At 60.0% G+C, this 17976-nt stretch carries 18 protein-coding genes, 1 tRNA gene, 2 pseudogenes and 1 riboswitch; of the genes and pseudogenes, 9 read left to right on the top strand and 12 right to left on the bottom strand.

Features of this window, described 5'->3' with window-relative positions; genetic code table 11:
- Positions 1–323 precede the first annotated feature (323 nt).
- A tRNA-Ser gene (locus AB5Y68_RS17855) sits at positions 324–413 on the bottom strand.
- A 340-nt stretch (positions 414–753) separates the two neighbouring features.
- On the opposite strand from AB5Y68_RS17855, the gene AB5Y68_RS17850 reads away from it, so the two are divergent.
- Positions 754–1671 (top strand): L,D-transpeptidase family protein, encoded by a 918-nt coding sequence (locus AB5Y68_RS17850; RefSeq protein ID WP_368207432.1) that lies wholly within the window; start codon positions 754–756, stop codon positions 1669–1671.
- Between the two features lie 22 nt (positions 1672–1693).
- Positions 1694–2677, top strand: a complete 984-nt coding sequence (locus tag AB5Y68_RS17845; protein ID WP_200886015.1) for a DUF481 domain-containing protein — start codon at positions 1694–1696, stop codon at positions 2675–2677.
- Between the two features lie 63 nt (positions 2678–2740).
- Here AB5Y68_RS17845 and AB5Y68_RS17840 read toward each other — a convergent pair whose 3' ends face one another.
- The 3 genes from AB5Y68_RS17840 to AB5Y68_RS17830 all read right to left on the bottom strand — a co-directional run bounded on the left by AB5Y68_RS17840 (position 2741) and on the right by AB5Y68_RS17830 (position 5289).
- A complete protein-coding gene (locus AB5Y68_RS17840; protein ID WP_010673529.1) occupies positions 2741–3466 on the bottom strand; it encodes a MaoC family dehydratase in 726 nt (241 codons plus the stop codon).
- Between the two features lie 236 nt (positions 3467–3702).
- Positions 3703–4650 (bottom strand): 23S rRNA (adenine(1618)-N(6))-methyltransferase RlmF, encoded by a 948-nt coding sequence (rlmF, locus tag AB5Y68_RS17835; protein ID WP_039039381.1) that lies wholly within the window; start codon positions 4648–4650, stop codon positions 3703–3705.
- A gap of 150 nt (positions 4651–4800) precedes the next feature.
- Positions 4801–5289 (bottom strand): C40 family peptidase, encoded by a 489-nt coding sequence (locus AB5Y68_RS17830; protein ID WP_039039319.1) that lies wholly within the window; start codon positions 5287–5289, stop codon positions 4801–4803.
- Positions 5290–5565: 276 nt separating this feature from the next.
- On the opposite strand from AB5Y68_RS17830, the gene AB5Y68_RS17825 reads away from it, so the two are divergent.
- Together AB5Y68_RS17825 and AB5Y68_RS17820 are read left to right on the top strand one after the other, a co-directional pair.
- A complete protein-coding gene (locus tag AB5Y68_RS17825) occupies positions 5566–6288 on the top strand; it encodes a 4'-phosphopantetheinyl transferase superfamily protein (RefSeq protein ID WP_039039318.1) in 723 nt (240 codons plus the stop codon).
- Complete coding sequence (locus tag AB5Y68_RS17820) at positions 6285–7133, top strand: tetratricopeptide repeat protein (protein ID WP_039039317.1); 849 nt, start codon at positions 6285–6287, stop codon at positions 7131–7133. The genes AB5Y68_RS17825 and AB5Y68_RS17820 overlap by 4 nt, the downstream gene beginning before the upstream one ends.
- A gap of 141 nt (positions 7134–7274) precedes the next feature.
- On the opposite strand, the gene AB5Y68_RS17815 is transcribed toward AB5Y68_RS17820, so the two are convergent.
- On the bottom strand, positions 7275–7517 hold the full coding sequence (locus AB5Y68_RS17815) for an Lpp/OprI family alanine-zipper lipoprotein (protein ID WP_010634682.1): 243 nt from the start codon (positions 7515–7517) through the stop codon (positions 7275–7277).
- Between the two features lie 225 nt (positions 7518–7742).
- Complete coding sequence (gene ribB / locus AB5Y68_RS17810; RefSeq protein WP_010673523.1) at positions 7743–8396, bottom strand: 3,4-dihydroxy-2-butanone-4-phosphate synthase; 654 nt, start codon at positions 8394–8396, stop codon at positions 7743–7745.
- A gap of 104 nt (positions 8397–8500) precedes the next feature.
- Positions 8501–8658: riboswitch (FMN riboswitch) on the bottom strand.
- Between the two features lie 209 nt (positions 8659–8867).
- On the opposite strand from ribB, the gene purU reads away from it, so the two are divergent.
- Positions 8868–9704, top strand: a complete 837-nt coding sequence (gene purU, locus AB5Y68_RS17805; protein WP_029313992.1) for a formyltetrahydrofolate deformylase — start codon at positions 8868–8870, stop codon at positions 9702–9704.
- A gap of 58 nt (positions 9705–9762) precedes the next feature.
- Here purU and AB5Y68_RS17800 read toward each other — a convergent pair whose 3' ends face one another.
- Both AB5Y68_RS17800 and cls read right to left on the bottom strand, forming a co-directional pair.
- Entirely contained in the window at positions 9763–11031 is a 1269-nt protein-coding gene (locus AB5Y68_RS17800) for a DUF945 family protein (RefSeq protein ID WP_368207429.1), read from the bottom strand.
- A gap of 109 nt (positions 11032–11140) precedes the next feature.
- Positions 11141–12622: a cardiolipin synthase gene (cls, locus tag AB5Y68_RS17795; protein WP_010673520.1), complete on the bottom strand. Its 1482-nt coding sequence runs from the start codon at positions 12620–12622 to the stop codon at positions 11141–11143.
- A 96-nt stretch (positions 12623–12718) separates the two neighbouring features.
- On the opposite strand from cls, the gene AB5Y68_RS17790 reads away from it, so the two are divergent.
- Complete coding sequence (locus AB5Y68_RS17790; protein ID WP_029313991.1) at positions 12719–13261, top strand: DUF1439 domain-containing protein; 543 nt, start codon at positions 12719–12721, stop codon at positions 13259–13261.
- A 4-nt stretch (positions 13262–13265) separates the two neighbouring features.
- Here the strand turns inward: AB5Y68_RS17790 and AB5Y68_RS17785 are convergent, their stop codons facing one another.
- Positions 13266–13724 carry a GNAT family N-acetyltransferase gene (locus tag AB5Y68_RS17785; protein WP_029313989.1) on the bottom strand — a complete coding sequence of 153 codons (459 nt, stop codon included), beginning with the start codon at positions 13722–13724 and terminating at the stop codon, positions 13266–13268.
- 324 nt (positions 13725–14048) lie between these two features.
- On the opposite strand from AB5Y68_RS17785, the gene AB5Y68_RS17780 reads away from it, so the two are divergent.
- The 3 genes and pseudogenes from AB5Y68_RS17780 to AB5Y68_RS17770 all read left to right on the top strand — a co-directional run.
- Positions 14049–14789: a lytic transglycosylase domain-containing protein gene (locus AB5Y68_RS17780; RefSeq protein ID WP_368207469.1), complete on the top strand. Its 741-nt coding sequence runs from the start codon at positions 14049–14051 to the stop codon at positions 14787–14789.
- Positions 14790–14803: 14 nt separating this feature from the next.
- A pseudogene (locus tag AB5Y68_RS17775) lies at positions 14804–14907 on the top strand (lytic transglycosylase domain-containing protein); the annotation flags it as partial.
- 14 nt (positions 14908–14921) lie between these two features.
- Positions 14922–15025, top strand: a pseudogene (locus tag AB5Y68_RS17770) (lytic transglycosylase domain-containing protein); the annotation flags it as partial.
- 105 nt (positions 15026–15130) lie between these two features.
- Here AB5Y68_RS17770 and aqpZ read toward each other — a convergent pair.
- From aqpZ to AB5Y68_RS17755, 3 genes are all read right to left on the bottom strand, one after another.
- Positions 15131–15817, bottom strand: coding sequence for an aquaporin Z (aqpZ, locus tag AB5Y68_RS17765; protein ID WP_010673516.1), 687 nt, complete (start codon positions 15815–15817; stop codon positions 15131–15133).
- A gap of 293 nt (positions 15818–16110) precedes the next feature.
- The gene (gene ruvC, locus AB5Y68_RS17760; protein ID WP_010673515.1) at positions 16111–16632 is read right to left on the bottom strand and encodes a crossover junction endodeoxyribonuclease RuvC; all 522 of its coding nucleotides are present in this window, start codon (positions 16630–16632) and stop codon (positions 16111–16113) included.
- Positions 16633–16866: 234 nt separating this feature from the next.
- The gene (locus tag AB5Y68_RS17755) at positions 16867–17775 is read right to left on the bottom strand and encodes a Gfo/Idh/MocA family protein (protein WP_368207427.1); all 909 of its coding nucleotides are present in this window, start codon (positions 17773–17775) and stop codon (positions 16867–16869) included.
- Positions 17776–17976: the final 201 nt, after the last annotated feature.

Genomic DNA, 17976 nt, shown 5'->3' with positions numbered 1-17976 from the left:
CCAGTCTGGACACATCGACTCGCAGGCTTTCTGCACCTCTCAGGGGGATCGCGATGGCTGAGCTCGCGGGGTCGGCCAGATGACCCTGCAGGTGCGGGCCCATGCCCCATCACCAGGTTGGTGATGACCCCGGGAGACCTGTCTGGGCCGGCAAGTGGCTAATCAGGTGAATGGACATTCGAGCGAATGAGGTGAGACTTCGCGACCCCGTGACCATCGGCCCCAAATCGGAAAAGACATTGGGAGATGGCTGAGCCGGGGGATGGACAGAGATGAGATAGAAATGACAAACCCGCGACGGACGCGGGCTTGAGGGGAATAAATGGCGGAGAGACAGGGATTCGAACCCTGGGTGGCATTGCTGCCACAATTGATTTCGAGTCAATCCCGTTCGGCCACTCCGGCATCTCTCCACGGGCACTCATATTGACCCAACCCTAGCCGGGAAATCAATGTAAATCTCGTTGCAGATCAGACGACTGGCGATAAAACCGCCATCCGGCGATCCCGCCCCTCCCAACGCCAGTGACTTTCACCCGGCAGCGCCTCCTCGCTCACTGTCTCCACCCTGTACCCGGTTCCGGGCGGGTGAATACGGCGAGCCTGATGGGCCAGTGACACCCTGTGACGCGCTCGCCACCGCCCTCCCGGCAGTCATGGTGCCGGACTGGTAATCCCCGCGGGATTCGTTGACAATCTCTGCTCATTTTTTGGAAGGGAACCCGTCCCTCGCCCCAGCCGATAGGAACAACCATGTTCAACACTCGTATCGTCTCACTGCTGCTGGCCGCCGCCAGCCTCTGGGCCGCACCTGTCTGGTCCAACACCTATCCCCTGCCGCCAGCGGACAGCCGTCTCATCGGCGCCCTGGAAGATTACATCGTACAGCCTGGCGATCATCTGGAACTGATCGGCAAGCATACCCGGACAGGCTTTCTGGCACTGCTCGAAGCCAATCCCGGCGTAGACCCCTATCTGCCCACCCCGGGCACCCGGCTCACTCTGCCGACCCAGATGCTGCTGCCCGACGTGCCGCGAGAAGGCATCGTCATCAACCTGCCTGAACTTCGCCTCTACTACTTCCCCAAGGGCAAGCAGGAGGTGATGGTGCTGCCCATCGGGATCGGTGACATCGGCCGCGAGACGCCGGAGATGACCACCACCGTCATTGCGAAAAATCCCAACCCGACCTGGGTGCCCGGCCCCATGGTCCGCAAGTCCTGGCTGGAGCAGAAGGGGATCGATCTGCCCGCCGTGGTCCCCCCCGGCCCCGACAATCCCCTCGGCAAGTTCGCCATGCGTCTTGGCTATGGCAACAAGGACTACCTCATCCACGGCACCAACAAGGATTTCGGGGTCGGTCTGCGAGTCAGCGCGGGTTGTATCCGGCTGCGCCCGGATGACATCGAAACCCTGTTTGGTCTTGTTCCCGTCGGCACCCCGGTCCGGGTCATCAACCAGCCGGTCAAGATGGCGGTGGAACCCGACGGTCGTCGCTGGCTGGAGGTACACTCCCCCGTCTCTCGCACCGAAGCGGAGATGGCACAAGGGGCGCCGCTGGTGCTCTCCCCCGAAGCCGAGCAGTTCATCGCTGCCCCCGACATCGACAGTGCCCGGGTGACCGCCCTGCTCGAGCGCAAGAGCGGGCTGCCCAAACCCGTGAGCGGCTGAAGGCCTGACCATCATGAACAGAATCAGTCATGTGGTTTGCCTGTTGCTTCTGCTGCCTGGCTCCGCGGCGATGGCGGACATCCTCTGGATGCACAACGGCGATCGAGTGAGCGGGACCATAGAGGAGATCACGGACGAGCAGATCCGCATCAAGCCCGCCTACAGTCAGGCCATGACGGTCCCGCGCCGCGCCATCAAACGATGGCGTCTGGACAAGCAGGAAAAACCCAAGCCGCTCACCAAGACGGGGATCCCCCTGCTGGACTCTCCTGACGAGGCCAATGCCTGGCTGCTGACAGGGAACGGGGATCTCAACATCAAGCTCAAGGAGAACACCAAGAAGACCAACAACGTCAATCTCAAGGTCTCCACCGAGTTTGCCAATCTGGACTGGCGTTACAGCCTGGATGGCGAGTACATCTACGAAACGGCGAACAACATCACCGACAGCCACGAATACAAGCTCAAACCCAAGCTCGACTTTTTCTTCGACGATCACTGGTTCCTGCGCTCTTCCGTCGACATCGATTACAACATGATCGATGCCGGCTATCTGGAGATTGACTATGCCTCCGGCCCCGGCTACCGCTTCTGGAATGACAGGCAACGCCGGCTGGAGCTCATTACCCAGCTCGGTCTGGAGCGGGCCTATTTCAGGCCGGAGGTGTGGAGCAATTCCGACCTGTTTGACGACAGGATCATCAATTACCCCTTCGTCAGCCTGGGTTGGGACTACCGGCAGCCCTGGACCCTCTGGGAAGAAAAATTCGAGCTGTTTGGCAAGGGCAGTTATGAAAAATTCGTCGATCAACCCTCCCCCTACCTGACCAGAAAACAGTCCGTCAGCGGCAGCCTGGGCCTCAGGTACTATTTCAACGATCACCTGCGCCTCTCCTGGTCAAGCGAACTGGATTGGGACGATGCCTGGCTCGACTACCATGGCCTGAACATGGATGTGAGCGAGAAGGAGTGGCGTCACCTCATCACCCTGGGGGCGAGTTTCTGACCCGCCAGAAACGACACAGGCCCACCGAAGTGGGCCTGTGTTCATGGACGCAAGACGAGCGCGTCAGAAATAGATCCGGGTGACCGACTCGATGACGCAGCCAGGGCGACGGATCCCCTCGATCTCTATCTTGATCTCCTTGAGGAGCTCGATGCCTCCCTTGATGGGCGTGACACGCGACAGCTTGGTACGTGCACGGATGTTGCTGTCCACCTTGATAGGATAAGGGAAGCGGACCTGTTCCAGGCCGAAATTCACCACCATGCGAGCGGTCGGGAACTCCGGCGTGCTCTCGTCCACCGAACCGGTCAACTGGGGCAGCAGGGCCAGAGTCAGGAAGCCGTGGGCAATGGTGGTCTTGAAGGGAGACTCGGCTGCCGCACGCTCGGGATCGGTGTGGATCCACTGATGATCGCCGGTCACGGTCGCGAACTGGTTGATCAACGCCTGGGTGACCTGCAACCACTCACCTACATGGGTCTCTTCACCGATGCGGGTCTGCAACTCGGCATAGAGTGCCGCCGCTTCGCCTTCGAGCTCCACCACGGGATCCTGCGCCAGGGCAGGCTGGCCATTCGCGACCTGGGTGACTCTGGCAGCCTCTTGCTGGCGGGCATCCTGTGACTCCCCCTGCAGATCCAGCACTCTTCCCAGCAAGGGGTGAAGGTGTGCCTTTTGCTGAAACTCACGCCAGTAGTCGCGGATCGCCGGAGAGAGCCAATCCTTGAGCTCAAAGGGGTGTTGCGCCAGAATTTCGCGCTTGTGCTTCAGAAAATCGACAACTTTCATTTACCGATCCCTATTCGATTCAAAGCCTGTAAAGAGGTCTAACCAGTCCTATTTTATGAAAGTTTCATCAGCAAGTACAAAAAAATCTCGGCGTACACCTGTACCAGGCGCGAAAGTGGTCACTAACATGCGAGCAAACACGGGCAGGAAAACGATTGAATGGAAGGCTGCAAACGAATCAACATCTGATCTGAAAAAGAGACAGGGCCCGTGTCGCCACTGATCCCCGTCCTCGATCATCTCCCCTGGGCTGTCCACCAGGTCTTGCGCTGCCCATCGTCCAGGAAACTCCAGGCGAGGATCCGGCTCACCTTGTTGCCTTGCGCCATGTCGAGCACGCAAACCTCCCGCGCCCCCACCCGAGCCAGCGCCTTTCGTGCGGCAGGCAGATTTTCCTTTTTCGACACCAGCGAGCTGAACCAGAGGCATTGGCTGGCAAACTCCTTGCTCTGCTCTATCATGGCCGCCAGAAACGCCGCCTCGCCCCCCTCGCACCAGAGCTCGGCCTTCTGACCGCCGAAATTGAGCACGGGCGCCCCGGCCACTGCCTGGCCCTTGCCCAGGTTGCGCAGCTTGCGCTCCGTCCCCTTGCTCGCTTCCGCCAGAGAAGCATGAAACGGCGGATTGCACAGAGTCAGGGCAAAATGCTCCTTCGGCCCCAGGATCCCGCGAAAGACATGCTTGGGGTTACCCTGATGACGGCATGTGATCTGGTTGCCCAACCCATTGCTGGTGGCCAGCAGGGTCGCCGCCTTCACCGACACAGGATCGATGTCTGAGCCCACGAAGCGCCAGCCATACTCCCGGGCGCCCAGCAAGGGATAGATGCAGTTGGCCCCGACACCGACATCCAGCACTCGAACCTGCTTGCCCGTCGGTACGCATCCCGCGCTCTCGGCCAGCAGATCCGCGGCTCGATGCAGGTAGTCTACCCGGCCCGGAATGGGCGGGCAGAGATAGCCGGGGGGCAGATCCCAATGCGCAATGCCATAGTGCAGTGCCAGCAATGCCCGGTTGAGCGTCTTGACGGCGGCCGGATCGGCAAAGTCCAGGGTTCGGGTGCCGTGCTCGTTGGTGAACACGAAAGGCGTCAACGCCGGGGTACGCTGGCAGAGCGCGTCGAAGTCGTAGGGTGCCTGATGGCGATTGCGCGGGTGCAATCCGGTTTTCTGCTGGGGTGTCATGCTGGACCTGCCGAGGATCAAGGGGGCCACACTATAGAGAGTCGACCAGGGAAAGTCTAAACGAGGGTCATAAAAAACCGGGCCCTGAGGGCCCGGTTCAAGTGAGGTTGGAAAAACAGTCCGTACTGCGAGCCGTTTGTCCAGCCTGACTCAGATGTCTATCCGGCGTGCCTGCCAGAATTTGCTGCGCCAGTAACTGCTGTCGAGCTTGGAGCGTGTCACCCCGGCGCGGGTGGAGGCATGAATGAATTCGCCATTGCCGACATAGATGCCCACGTGATTGAGGCGGCGGTTGATCTTGAAGAAGACCAGGTCTCCTTCGACCAGATCCTGTTTGGAAACCCGGGTGCCTTCATGGACCTGGGAGCGGGTATCGCGGGGTAATTCGATGCCGACGGCATTGCGGAACACTTCACGGGCGAAGGCGGAGCAATCGATGCCTCGCTGGCTGCTTCCTCCCATCCGGTAAGGAACGCCGCGCCACTCTTTGTATACGGTCAGGATTTCGTTGACGTCAGGGGTTGGTGAAACTTCGGGTTCAATCACGGGTTCCATCATGGAAACCTCGATCTTGCTCGCGACCTCGGGTTGGGGTGCCGATGCACAACCCACCATTCCGAGCGCGACCAGCAGTAGCATCAGGTGGCGCAATCCTTTATCCCCGCAAAAAGAGTGAAACTTGTTAAAATGCAGCCCGAAAGGGCAATTTATAAGGCAACAGCACCCGACTATATCCAAGAATTCTATCGAGGCAAGCGAAAATCCCAATCGACCTCACATTTTTGCAAGGAAATGCTCTGTTTAGCGCAATTTATGTGATCATGCCCAAACAATATACAATCTTGAAAGCATCGGTTTTGAGCGCATCAAACGGACTGTTATCGCTATTTCACCCCCATTTTTAAGTGAAATATTATGCTATCTGCGGATCTCTATTTGTTAAATACGGCAAGCGTTGATGCAGACCTGGTGATCAGGTTGGCATCCGAACTCGCCCCGGATGAACGCCGTCACTGGCACGAGATCCACCAGGCGGGTCGCCAGCATGAGTACCTGCTCGGCCGGGTGCTGCTGCGCCGCCTGCTGGCCGAGCGACTCCATTGCCGTGCCGATGCCCTGACTTTTGGCATCGGTGCGCATGGCAAACCGACACTGCTCAGTCATTGCTGGCAGTTCAACCTCAGCCACAGCGGAGAGTGGCTGGTGATCGCCCTCTGTGAGGAGGGCCCCCTCGGGGTGGACATCGAGATGGGCTTGCGTCACCGCCCCATACTGCCGCTGGCCAAACGCTTCTATGCGCCAAGCGAATACCAATGGTTGAACACCCAGCCCCGAGAGGAGCAACATTCGGCCTTCTATCGACTATGGTCTCGCAAAGAAGCTGTGCTCAAGGCGCATGGCGACGGCATTGCCGCCGGACTCGACAAGATCAGCTTCCTTCCGGAGCAGGCATGGCAGCTCAATAATCACCTCGACAATCGCCACTATGAAATCCGTGACTGGCCCACGGGCAGCGGATGGCTCAGCCTGGCTGCCCCGACCCGCCGGGTCGATGCCCATCTGCTGGACGCACGCTTGAATTCCACCCCGCTGGACCCCATGTTGATCCACACCATTTTTCGAGAGTCAGCCTCATGATCGTCGACATCACTCCCCAGAACTTCCACGCAGAATTGCTCGATGCGTCCATGAAAAAGCCGGTCGTCATCTATTTCCACGCGCCCCAGATGCCGGAGTGCCAGGCCATGACCCCGCAAGTGGAAGCGCTGGTCGGCCCGGCCAATGCGGCGGTGACCCTTGCCAAAGTCGACATGAACGACCCCCAGCTGCAACCTCTGGCCAGCCAGCTTGCCTTGCGCGCACTGCCAGCGCTGGTGCTGTTCCATCAGGGGCGCCCGGATGAACAGGCCATTCTGGAAGGGCCGCAGGATGAAGCCACATTGCGCCAATATTTCGCCGCCTTTGCCCCCAAAGAGGAGGAGTTACTGCTCGATCAGGCAAAGCAGGCGCTGGAGAACGGGCAAGCCAATGTGGCGCACACCCATCTTGGCCAGGCCCATCGCCTCGCCCCCGAGCGTCACGACATCACGCTCTGGCTGATACAGGCCGCGCTGGATCTCAATCTCCTCGACGAGGCGCAGAGCCTGCTTTCGACCATCCCCATGGTGGCACAGGATGATCATTACCAGACCCTAAGCTCCCGCCTCTCGCTGGCGCTGCAGGCCAGCGACAGTCCTGAGCTACGCGCCCTGGAGCTGCGCCACGCTGAACAGCCGGATGACCATGCCCTCGCCCAGGAGCTGGCGGTGCTTTACAGCCAAGTTGGTAGACAGGAGGAGGCATTGGCCCTGTTGTTCACCATCCTCAAACGTGATCTCGCCTTTGGCGATGCCAAGAAGATCTATCTCGATGTGCTGGCAACCATGGGTGCGCACCCTGCAGCGCAGAGTTATCGTCGCAAGCTCTACAGCCTGCTCTATTGAGCGACAGGAAAATCAGATGAGGGGATGCCGATTCGTCGGCATTGCCTTGTCAGGCGGATATTAGCGGGAAAAAAAGCGGGTATTTGACGAATTTCAGGCAAAAAAAATGGCGCATTGAAATGCGCCATTTTTTCGCATGGATTACTTCTTGTAGGAAGTAGCCATGTTGTCGATGCGCTGGTTAGCACGCATAGCTTCTTGCTTGGCTTCTGCAACATCAGCAGCGATCTTGGACTGATCAGCACGAACAGCGCTAACATCTTGAGCCAGTTGGTCAACTTTGTTAGACAGATTCTGAACGGAAGTTTCCAGTTCGCTGGTGTTTGCACAACCGCCCAGCAGAGCGGACAGACCAACAACACCTACCAACAACATTTTTTTCATTTTTAAAAGCTCCCTTTAACTCGCCAGACGTTTAGCAAGCGGCGTGATTATGGCACAAAAAAATCATAGTTTGGATAGGCCTCATCACAGATAAATGCGTTAAAACCCTCATTTTTTTTTAGTTGCACACTTTCCGTACAAACTTTAAGCAAAAATGAGTGTCCCTGGATGAGGTTCGCACAAAGCGTAACCAAAATTTGGGCTTATTACAATTTCGTATGAGGCTCAGGCTGAACGTTCTGACAGCAATTGACGATATTGCACCAGATCTTCGATGGTCAGGACCGGCATCCGGTGCTGGCGACCGAAGGCCACCAGGTCCGGCAACCTGGCCATGGAGCCATCTTCCTTGGTCAACTCGCACAATACTCCGTAAGGTTTGAGCCCGGCGAGCTGCATCAGATCGACGGTCGCTTCGGTGTGACCACGGCGGGTCAGTACCCCACCCGTACGGGCGCGCAGCGGGAAGACATGGCCGGGTCGATGCAAATCGGAGGGCCGGGCGCCGTCGGCGATGGCCGCGCGGATGGTGGTGATGCGATCGGCGGCGGAGACCCCGGTGGTCACCCCCTGCGCCGCTTCAATCGTCACGGTGAAGGCAGTCTGATAGTGGCTGGAGTTGGCCTCCACCATCATCGGCAGCTCGAGCTGGCGAACCCGCTCGTCGGTCAGACAGAGGCAGACGATGCCGGAGCACTCGCGGATCATCATGGCCATCTGCTCGTTGGTCATGGTTTCTGCGGCAAAGATGAGATCGCCTTCGTTCTCGCGATCTTCATCATCGGCCACCAGCACACCCTGACCGGCACGCAGGGCGGCCAGCGCGGCTTCGACGCGAGCAATGGGATCACCGAATTCACTGAGTAGAGACTGATTCATGGTAAGACTCCTAAAAAAGACAAGGACCAGAATCAGGGCATGGAAAGGCAGACAGAAGTAGCCATGCGGCGGCCAACCCGGCAGGGTCTGGCCAGCAATATCTGTCTTATCCTCTTTCATCCGGACTATGACCGTCGGCTCCGGCATCTCACCGGATCTGCTGACCCCGTCCCGGATGAATGCCGGGTCGGGCGCTCGCGGGCTCCCCGAGTCACATCGGGATACCGCCGGTGGGGAATTTCGCCCCGCCCTGAGAATAAGCGCAGACAGCCTAAAGAAAAAAGACGCAGGATGCCAGCCAAAAACCCATCAAAGACAAACCGGGAGCTGGCTGCACTGCAATTTTCGCGCGAGCACCACCCGATACACGGCGCGCTGTCCTTTCTGATTTCGTTTGTGGCATAGTGCCAGCAAAAACGCGCGCGCCCGCGCAGACCGGGTGCCAACATCACAAACGGAATCATGACAGAGATGGAAAAGAAAATACTGCTGACCGATTGCCCCGACGCCAAGGGTCTCATCGCCAAGATCACCAACATCTGCTACAAGCACCAGCTCAACATCAACAAGAACGACGAGTTCGTGGATCACGAAAACGGCCGCTTCTTCATGCGCACCGAGCTGGAAGGGCGCTTCAACGACGAGACCCTGCTGGCCGACCTCGACGATGCCCTGCCTGCCGGCGCCCAGCGTCGTCTCGTCAAGGCGGGCAAGAAGCGCATCGTCATCCTGGTGACCAAGGAGACTCACTGCCTCGGCGACATCCTGATGAAAAACTATGCCGGCGCCCTGGACATGGACATCGTCGCGGTCATCGGCAACTACGACACCCTCGCCGAGCTGACCGGCAAGTTCGACATCCCCTTCCACTGCGTGAGCCACGAGGATCTGAGCCGCACCGAGCATGAGGAGCAAGTGCGCACGCTCATCGATGGCTACCAGCCGGATTACGTCATCCTGGCCAAATACATGCGTGTGCTGACCCCAAGCTTCGTCGAAGCCTATCCGCGCAAGATCATCAATATCCACCACTCCTTCCTGCCTGCCTTCATCGGCGCCCGCCCCTATCGTCAGGCCTTCGACCGCGGGGTCAAGCTGATTGGTGCCACCGCCCACTTCGTCACCGACGATCTGGATGAAGGCCCCATCGTCGAGCAAGACGTGATCCACGTCGATCACACCTTCAGTGCCGATGACATGGCCAAGGCCGGACGCGACGTGGAGAAATCCGTGCTGAGCCGGGCGCTGGAACTGGTGCTGAACGAGCGGGTCTTCGTCTACGGCAACAAGACCGTCGTGTTCAAGTAAGCGGCTGCGCGCCCCCAGAAAAAAGGCTCCCGAGGGAGCCTTTTTCATTGCGCGGCACTCACGGGTGCAGCGGCAGACCATTGACGGTCACGACCCCTTTGTCGAGCTTGAGCTCGGCCTGAAGCTGTGACTCCTGCGCCTTCAGATATCCCATGGCAGTGAATTGCTCCAGCATGGGGGCCAACTGGGGAACGGCCTGGCCCAGCTTCTCCCCAAGGTGGGCATGAAGCAGACCGGAGAGTGCCTGCATCCCCTCCTCGCTGCCCATCAACTGTGCCAGGGTGGTGGGCGCCAGTTTGGCCTCCCCTTGCAGGCTGACAGGCTCACCGTTCAATCGCGCACTCAGATCCGCCAGTTCCAGCGTGGCCCCTCTCTGGAGCATCTTGTCCAGCGCTTCCTGGATGGCCGCTTCGTCCACCCGTTTGCTGCTGGCCTCTTGCAGCGTCTGATACCCCTCGAGATCCAGCCCCTTGAGGGAGAGATCCAGATTTCCCTGGGTCAGCGCGAGCCGGTCTTCCTCGCTCTCCATGTTGAGGGTCGCCACCTTCATCTGATAGCGAGTGGAGAGCGTCTGAAGATCGTCCCCCGCCAGCTCGGTGGCCGTGGTCAGCCCCTCCAGCGTGATCTTGACGTTCCCCGGCTGGGTCAGGGAGAAGGCCGTGAGGGTCGCATCGCTGCGGGGAGAGAGCCAGAGCCCGCTGATCTCGGCCATGTCGGCACTGCCCTTGAGATCCGCCAAGGCCAGATCTGTCTTGCTCTGGGCATCGTGGACCGTCATCCCCAACCAGTGGGCGGTGAGATGGCCATTGCCGTCGAGATCCCCGCGATAGTCGCCGTTCAAGGGCAGGAAGGTGAACTCGTTGAGCCCCTCCTTGACCTTGAAGTCGCTCACCCAGAAGCGGGAGCTGTTGCTCATGGTCCAGAGGCTGCTCGCCGATTCTGCCCCCAGTTGCCACTGCTGCATCCCCAGGGAGGTCAGAATGGGCGCCAGCGTGCCCTGTGCGGTATCAAGCTGGAGGTGACTCTTGATATAGAGCGGCAACAGGCGGCTGTTGAACGCGAACTGCATCTCGATGGGTTCGCTTCCCGCCAGTTGGGGATCAAAACTCGCCAGCGTCTGGGGCGGCACCACCACCTTGAGTACGCCGTCGCGGGTAAACAGATTCTCCGTCTCTGGGCTCCAGGTGACTTCGATCCCGCTCTCCTGCTGCGCCCTGGCGATCTGCTCGGCCAGGATCCGGTCGAACGTATTGCCCGTGTACCAGCAGGCGCCAAGCCCTCCCACCACCAACACGGCTCCGACGGCCAAGGCCACTTTTTTCTTCATCAGTTCTGTTTCTCCACAATGGTTCAATGGCGGGTGCATGGGCGCACTCTACGGGGAGGATGGGCATCAACACAAGCCAGACAACGGCTTGGGGTCCACGCTCTGGCTGTCACAGCAGGGGGCTGAACAGGTAGAAGATGTTCTCAAGCAATTTTTTGTACCAGGGGCGGGCACGCCACCTGGTCAGTGACATGGGGGTCGCCTCCAGCATGTAGCCCTGCACCAGCTGGTTCATCTCGGCGACAAACACCGGGTTGTCGATGAGCAGGGTGATCTCGAAATTGAGCCAGAGACTGCGCCGGTCGAGGTTGACCGTGCCCACCAGGGCGAAATCATCGTCCACCAGCACGCTCTTGGTGTGTAGCAGTCCGGCATCATAGCGGTATATCTCCACTCCTGCCGCCAGCAGATCCTCCATGAAGGAGTTGCTGGCGTGGTTGGCCATCAGGGAGTCGTTGCGCGCAGGCAGAACTAACTGCACCAGCACGCCGCGGGCCGCCGCCGAAGAGAGGGCCGCAGCCAGCGGATCGTCCGGCACGAAATAGGGGGTGGTCAGCACCAGATGGTGACGAGCCTGGTAGATGGCGAGCAGCAGGCTCTGCTGGATACAGTCACCACCGACGAAGGGGCCGGAGGGAATGAGCTGGGCCCGATAGTTGGTCTGTGGCCAGGCTTCCGGCTCATGTTGCAGACTGTCGAGCAGCCGCTCGCCGGTCTCCATCTCCCAGTCCCAAACGAAGGTGGACCACATCAACGGCACCACGGGGCCCTGCACCCGGATCATGATGTCGACCCACTGGCCGACCCCGGCATCCTGCTTGAAGAAACGGGGATCCACCATGTTCATGGAGCCGGTGTAACCAACCTTGTCATCGATCACCACCAGCTTGCGGTGCATGCGCAAGTCCTGGCGCTGAAACGGGATGCGCCAGGCGCCGACCGGCAACACTTCCACGACTTTAACGCCGGCGGCGCGCAAGGTTTTGGGCCAGGAGGAGCGGAAGAAGGTCTTGCTGCCGATGGAGTCGAGCAAGACACGACAATCCACGCCGCGTGCCGCCACCTCCATCAACGCCTCGCACACCTCGTCCACATCCCCGCCGGGGTGCCAGATGTAGAACTCCAGATAACAGGATTGGGAGGAGCCCCGGATGTCGCGCACTATCTCCTCTACGATGCTCTTGGGCTTGTGCAGCAGGGTCATCCGGTTGCCCGAGAGCATGGGCATGGCCAAGCGCCCCTGGATCAGATCGTGGAGCGGGCGTGCCTTGCTGCCCACCTCGCAGCAGTGCTGGGGGAAGAGGCGCGCGAGCTGGCGGATCCAGATGGCGTAAGGACGGTACATGGCCTGGGCCCGCTCCGCCCGCTTGCGACCGAGGCGTATCTCGCCAAACAGCACGTAGAAACCGACCCCGGCGAAGGGGATGGCATAGATGAGGGCCAACCAGGCGAGGGATACCCCGATGGGACGTCGCTTCATCACCACCCGCAGGGAGATCCCTGCCACGATCACGGTGTGAAACAACAGCAACAACCAGCCGAGAAAGCGGGAAAACAGCAACTGAATGTCGTATTCCAGACCGTCGAGCAAGGCGACTCCTTGGTGTATTGGACAGATGGCACGGGCAGACCCCACAGGGTCGGGATGGTATGCTATGGGGCACACCCATTCTATCAGGTCGTTAGCATGATCCTGCAATCTATGCTGCTGAGTCTGGCCATGCTAGGTCAAGGCTCATATGACATCAATGAGCAGCAGATAAATCAGTACCTGCAGTCCCAGGTGCAAGTGGACAAACAGCTGGAATTGCCCGGCATCATCAAGGCCCATGTGCAACTCGAGCAGAGCGATGTGCAGATTGGTCGCCAGAGCCCGGATACCGCCAGGGTGTTTGGCAAAGGCAAGTTGAAAATCGCGCTCCCGGATCAGACCGAGTACGACGCGCGCCTCAACATGACCTATGAGGCGAGGCCCCGCTACGACAAGGCCAGGAGTGCGCTCTTCCTCGACAACATGAAGCTCATCGATTACAAACTGGAGCCTGCCGCGGCGGAACAGAAGTTTGGTTTCATGCTGAGGATGCTGCTGCAGAGCATGGAGAAACGGCTGGAGACCCAGCCTGTCTACAAGCTGGATGACAAGGATCCCAATCAGGCCTGGCTCAAGGAAAATCTGCTGGGGCTGGAGCTGTCACCAGGCAAGATCCACCTGCTGACCAAACCCCAATAAGACGTCAGTTGAAAACAGGCGCCTTCGCCTGACGCACCAGCAGCTCGATCTGGTAACCCTGTTCGTGCTGCTGGTGATAGAGAGAGTGGAGGGGCCCGTCGAGTTCATGCAGGGGAAGGTGGTCAAATCCCGCCTTGAGGTAGAAGGGTTTCTCGAACGGCAGGGCGTGACAGATCACGGGCTTGTCGGAAAGATCGCGGCAGGCATGCTGCAGCAAGCGGGACCCTAGCCCCAGGGACTGGTAGTGAGGGAGCAGACGAAAGCCGCACAAGTGGTAATAATCCTGTTCATCGCGCAGGCGCACCGCCCCCACCAGCCAGTGCGCGTCACGGACCACAAAAATCCGTTCTGCCAAATCCGGCACATAGTGGGAAAACGTCGTCTCGTAATAGTCTCTGATGAGGGAAAGATCCGCATCACAGTACTCTTCGAATCTGAGCTCCATCGCTCGCCTGCTTGTCATGCCCATTTCGCTCTGGCCATACCGGCCCTCTCCTGCTCGCTCGCTGGCTCCACGAAGAGATCAGACCAGAGTGGAGCAACAGCAAGATAACACGCCTTTAACTTACAAAAAAGCCAATAACTCGATGGAAAAGACGAGGTTGCGATCATCCGCCCCTTGACGCCATGAGCCGCGCCCCTTGTCCTGAGTGAGCACTCAGGTGGGACGTCCCTCTGCCATCACATTTCCAGCCTCCCCTGTTCACGGGCACTTGTTCTGCGCCATCCCGAATGCTTTACTCAACGTGGCTAACGAGGCTTAAGGAGCAAGCCGTTGAAAGCATGGATATTGCTGGGCATGATGCCGCTGTTTTCCCACGCAGCCCCGGCTCAGATACCGCCGCCGGCAGAGGTGGTGATCCTGACCCCGGAGACGGCTGTCTCCTCCCCGGTTCCCACGCCGCGTACCGTGGCGCTCACCACGGCGCCGCTCCCCTCCCCTGAACCCGCCAAGCCTGCAAGCCGTCAGATCCAGGTCTACAAGTCGGTACAAAAGAACGGGGTCATACGCTATTCCGACATGATGCCGGAGCAGGGTCACTACGAACTGCTGCTGTTCAACGACTGCTATGCCTGCGATCCGGCGTCCAAGGTCAACTGGCACACGACAGGCCTCTTCCTCTATGACTACGCCAGCACCATACAGGCGGCAGCCAAGACTTATCAGGTCGAGCCTGCCCTCATCCGGGCGCTGATCCATGCCGAGTCCGCCTTCAATCCCCTGGCCGTCTCCCGCAAGGGCGCCATGGGACTGACCCAGCTGATGCCCGCCACGGCGCGCGAGCTCGGGGTCGGCAACGCCCTGCTGGCGGAGCAGAACATCTTTGGCGGGGTGAAATACCTGGCGGGTCTGCTCAAGCAGTATGACGGCAATGTGGCCCTGGCCACCGCCGCCTACAATGCAGGCGCCGGTGCGGTGCAAAAACACGGCGGCATACCGCCCTATGCCGAAACCCGGGCCTATGTGGAACGAGTCAAGCTGCTGCATCAGCGCTACAAAGAGATGCTGAACGCCAAAGGGTTGTAGGACCGGTACGGTACAAGCACGGCGGCATCCCTCATTGGCCGAAACCCGGGCCTATGTGGAACGGGTCAAGCTGCTGTATCAGCGCTACAAGGAGATGCTGAGCGCCAAGGGGCTGTAGGACCGGTACAGTACAAGCACGGCGGCATCCCTCATTGGCCGAAACCCGGGCCTATGTGGAACGGGTCAAGCTGCTGCATCAGCGCTACAAAGAGATGCTGAACGCCAAGGGACTGTGATCATGCCGTACCCTATCGTTGGCATGGCGCCCTGCCCGGTATTCCTTCAGGCATAAAAAAACACGCCCGGGGGCGTGTCGATACCACACGTTAACTAGCAACACATCACTCTTTCGTGGCGATCACACGATAGGCCAATGCACCCAGAATGGCACCGACAATGGGGGCAACCCAGAACAGCCAGAGCTGGCCCACGGCCCAGTCACCGACAAAAAGCGCCACGCCAGTGCTGCGCGCCGGGTTGACCGAGGTGTTGGTCACCGGGATGCTGATGAGGTGGATGAGGGTCAGGCACAGACCGATGGCGATGGGAGCAAACCCGGCCGGTGCACGGCTGTCGGTGGCGCCCATGATGACGAACAGGAAGAAACCGGTCATCACCACTTCACACACCAGTGCGGCCAGCAGGCTGTAACCGCCGGGGGAATGCTCGCCATAGCCGTTGGAAGCAAAGCCGGCGCTCACATCAAAACCCGCCTGTCCGCTGGCAATGACATAGAGCACGCCACCAGCCACGATCCCGCCAAGCACCTGGGCCACGATGTAGGGCAGCACGTTGGAGGCCGGGAAGCGACCACCAGCCCAGAGCCCGACTGTCACGGCCGGGTTCAGGTGGCAACCCGAGATATGACCGATGGCATAGGCCATGGTCAGCACAGTCAGGCCGAACGCCAGGGCGACGCCCAGCAGGCCGATCCCCACATTGGGGAAGGCGGCAGCCAGCACGGCGCTCCCGCAGCCCCCCAGCACCAGCCAGAAGGTTCCCATAAATTCAGCAGCAAAAGGTTTCACTCTTGTCTCTCCCATGATGACTAACACGCGAACCTGAAAGGCTCATACGGACACTGTTATTGAACAGGCGCCATATTATGGGAGTGTGGCGGAGCAAGACGAAACCGACCCGATTCATCGCGGATATGTGATTAATGTCACAAGTTATTGATAAAGTAGAAAGATATTCCCCCGCCCGGAGCACTTCTCCATGGGAGTCCCATCGAGGGACGCGACAGATTGTGACCCGACCAGCGATTTTGCCAGCAGCTCCCCGCGCTCCCCTGCCAACACCAGAAGCCTTCCCCCGGGGATCAGCGATAACGGCCGCGCACCGATCCGCTGGCCCGCCCGGCCATGCGAATGAGGCTCTGACGGGTGTGGAAGTGGCAGAGCGCCACCCCGAGGGCATCCGCCGCATCCGCCTGGGGGGTGGCAGAGAGCTTGAGCAGGTGAGTCACCATGTGCTGCACCTGCTCCTTGGCGGCGCCACCGGTGCCCACCACCGCCTGCTTGATCTGGGTGGCCGAGTACTCGCTCACCGGCAGCAGGGCATTGACCGCCGCGACGATGGCACTTCCCCTGGCCTGGCCGAGCTTCAGGGCCGAGTCCGCGTTGCGCGCCATGAAGACCCGCTCGATGGCGAACTCGTCCGGCTTGAACTGGGTAATGATCTCGCTCACTCCGTCATAGACCTGCTTCAGGCGAGACGGCAGCTCCCCCAGATCGGTGCGGATGCAGCCCGATCCCAGATATTCCGCCTTGCCCGCGACGATGCGAATGACCCCGTAGCCGGTGATGCGCGAACCGGGATCGATCCCCAGAATGATGCTCATGAACGGAATACCCCGCCCACTGCGGTCAGCCATCTCATCTTCGACACCTTCTTCATTGCGATCTCTTGCCCTGCAGCTCTTGATGGCCGCCAAGATAACAAACCCGCCTTCGCTTGGCTCGCTCGCTGGCACCTTTCCCGGCTGACTGCGCAAGGAGCCACCATCTCATACAGTGCTCTGCCGCTTCTCTGGCCAGTGATGCCTGTTGGTGTCACCCAGCCCCTTGCCTCCGGGTCATCCCTTTGCCAGGGCGACGAGGCGCTCCGCCAGTCGATGGCTTTTCAGGTAGCTCTCGACCAGCGCCCCGTCTGCCCGCCCGACGTCAATCTGCCCATACCAGTGCTCGAGCATGGCGACAAAGCCTCGGCTCGCCAGCACGGGCTGCCAGTCGCCCGGTGCCAGGGTCTGCACTGTGTTATCTCGCGCAAGCAGGCCACGGGTGCAGTTCTCGATATGCAACGAGAGGTTGTCGCCATAGGCATCGATGCGCTCCTCGGTCATGCCGGCGCTGCGATTCATGCTGCCGCTCACCGCCATCTGCCCGCTCTGCCAGGCGACGCTCACCCCGGCCAGCAGCTCGGGCTGCTCACTGCTGCGTCGCAGCACCGCATGCAGCTCCCCGTCCGGCTCGCCGCCATAACAGCAGAGACTGTCGAGCACATGGATACAGTCGTCGAACAGAAACTGGCGAGGCACCCCTGGCAGGGCGTGCCTGTGCTTTTGCCAATGGAGCTCGGTCAGCGGCTGGCCACGTGCGGCGGCCATGGCGGGCAGATAGCGACGGTTGAAGCCGACAAATAGCGGGCAGTCCCTGGCGATGGCGAGATTGGCGAGCGCCTCCACCTCTCCTGCGTTGTCACACAGCGGCTTGTCCACAAAGGTGGGAATGCCGGCACGCAGGCACAGCTCCGCCAGTTTGCCGTGCACGGCGGTGGCAGCGTGGATCATCACCGCATCAGGTCGGCTCGCCAGCAGCGCATCGACCTCGGTAAAACACTCGCCAATCCGGTACTGGCGCGCCAGTTTGCCGAGCACCGAGGGACTCCGGGTACAGAGCAGCGGGGTGACTCGCTCGTCACTGGCAAGCAGCGGCAGATAGGCCTTCCGGGCGATATCGCCAAGACCAATCAGGGCAATGCGCATGGGCACTCCTCTCAAGGGGATAATCAGATAACTGCCTGCACGATCTCAGGATTTCCCTCGCAGATCCAGCCTTGGCGCCATCTCGCTCCAGGTGCCTTCTGATGCAATGCGGCATCGCCCCGCGACACCCTGGCCACCTTCCTCCATCGAAGCGCCCCCCGGCGGCGCGGCGCTTGAGCGGTAAACCGCGATAGCAAAACA

Origin of the sequence: Aeromonas sp. R6-1, from assembly GCF_040908165.1 — a bacterium.
Taxonomy (GTDB): Bacteria; Pseudomonadota; Gammaproteobacteria; order Enterobacterales; family Aeromonadaceae; genus Aeromonas; species Aeromonas caviae.
The sequence above is the reverse complement of the archived record's forward strand: the minus strand, read 5'-3'. Positions and strand labels throughout refer to the sequence as shown.

Coding starts and splice junctions, on each gene's coding strand:
- AB5Y68_RS17840 (WP_010673529.1), bottom strand. CDS start 3,466: ATGAAAGTTGTCGATTTTCTGAAGCACAAGCGCGAAATTCTGGCGCAA.
- AB5Y68_RS17830 (WP_039039319.1), bottom strand. CDS start 5,289: ATGCTACTGCTGGTCGCGCTCGGAATGGTGGGTTGTGCATCGGCACCC.
- rlmF (WP_039039381.1), bottom strand. CDS start 4,650: ATGACACCCCAGCAGAAAACCGGATTGCACCCGCGCAATCGCCATCAG.
- AB5Y68_RS17790 (WP_029313991.1), top strand. CDS start 12,719: ATGATCCTGCAATCTATGCTGCTGAGTCTGGCCATGCTAGGTCAAGGC.
- AB5Y68_RS17755 (WP_368207427.1), bottom strand. CDS start 17,775: ATGCGCATTGCCCTGATTGGTCTTGGCGATATCGCCCGGAAGGCCTAT.
- AB5Y68_RS17815 (WP_010634682.1), bottom strand. CDS start 7,517: ATGAAAAAAATGTTGTTGGTAGGTGTTGTTGGTCTGTCCGCTCTGCTG.
- ribB (WP_010673523.1), bottom strand. CDS start 8,396: ATGAATCAGTCTCTACTCAGTGAATTCGGTGATCCCATTGCTCGCGTC.
- AB5Y68_RS17825 (WP_039039318.1), top strand. CDS start 5,566: ATGCTATCTGCGGATCTCTATTTGTTAAATACGGCAAGCGTTGATGCA.
- purU (WP_029313992.1), top strand. CDS start 8,868: ATGGAAAAGAAAATACTGCTGACCGATTGCCCCGACGCCAAGGGTCTC.
- AB5Y68_RS17850 (WP_368207432.1), top strand. CDS start 754: ATGTTCAACACTCGTATCGTCTCACTGCTGCTGGCCGCCGCCAGCCTC.
- AB5Y68_RS17785 (WP_029313989.1), bottom strand. CDS start 13,724: ATGACAAGCAGGCGAGCGATGGAGCTCAGATTCGAAGAGTACTGTGAT.
- AB5Y68_RS17820 (WP_039039317.1), top strand. CDS start 6,285: ATGATCGTCGACATCACTCCCCAGAACTTCCACGCAGAATTGCTCGAT.
- ruvC (WP_010673515.1), bottom strand. CDS start 16,632: ATGAGCATCATTCTGGGGATCGATCCCGGTTCGCGCATCACCGGCTAC.
- AB5Y68_RS17800 (WP_368207429.1), bottom strand. CDS start 11,031: ATGAAGAAAAAAGTGGCCTTGGCCGTCGGAGCCGTGTTGGTGGTGGGA.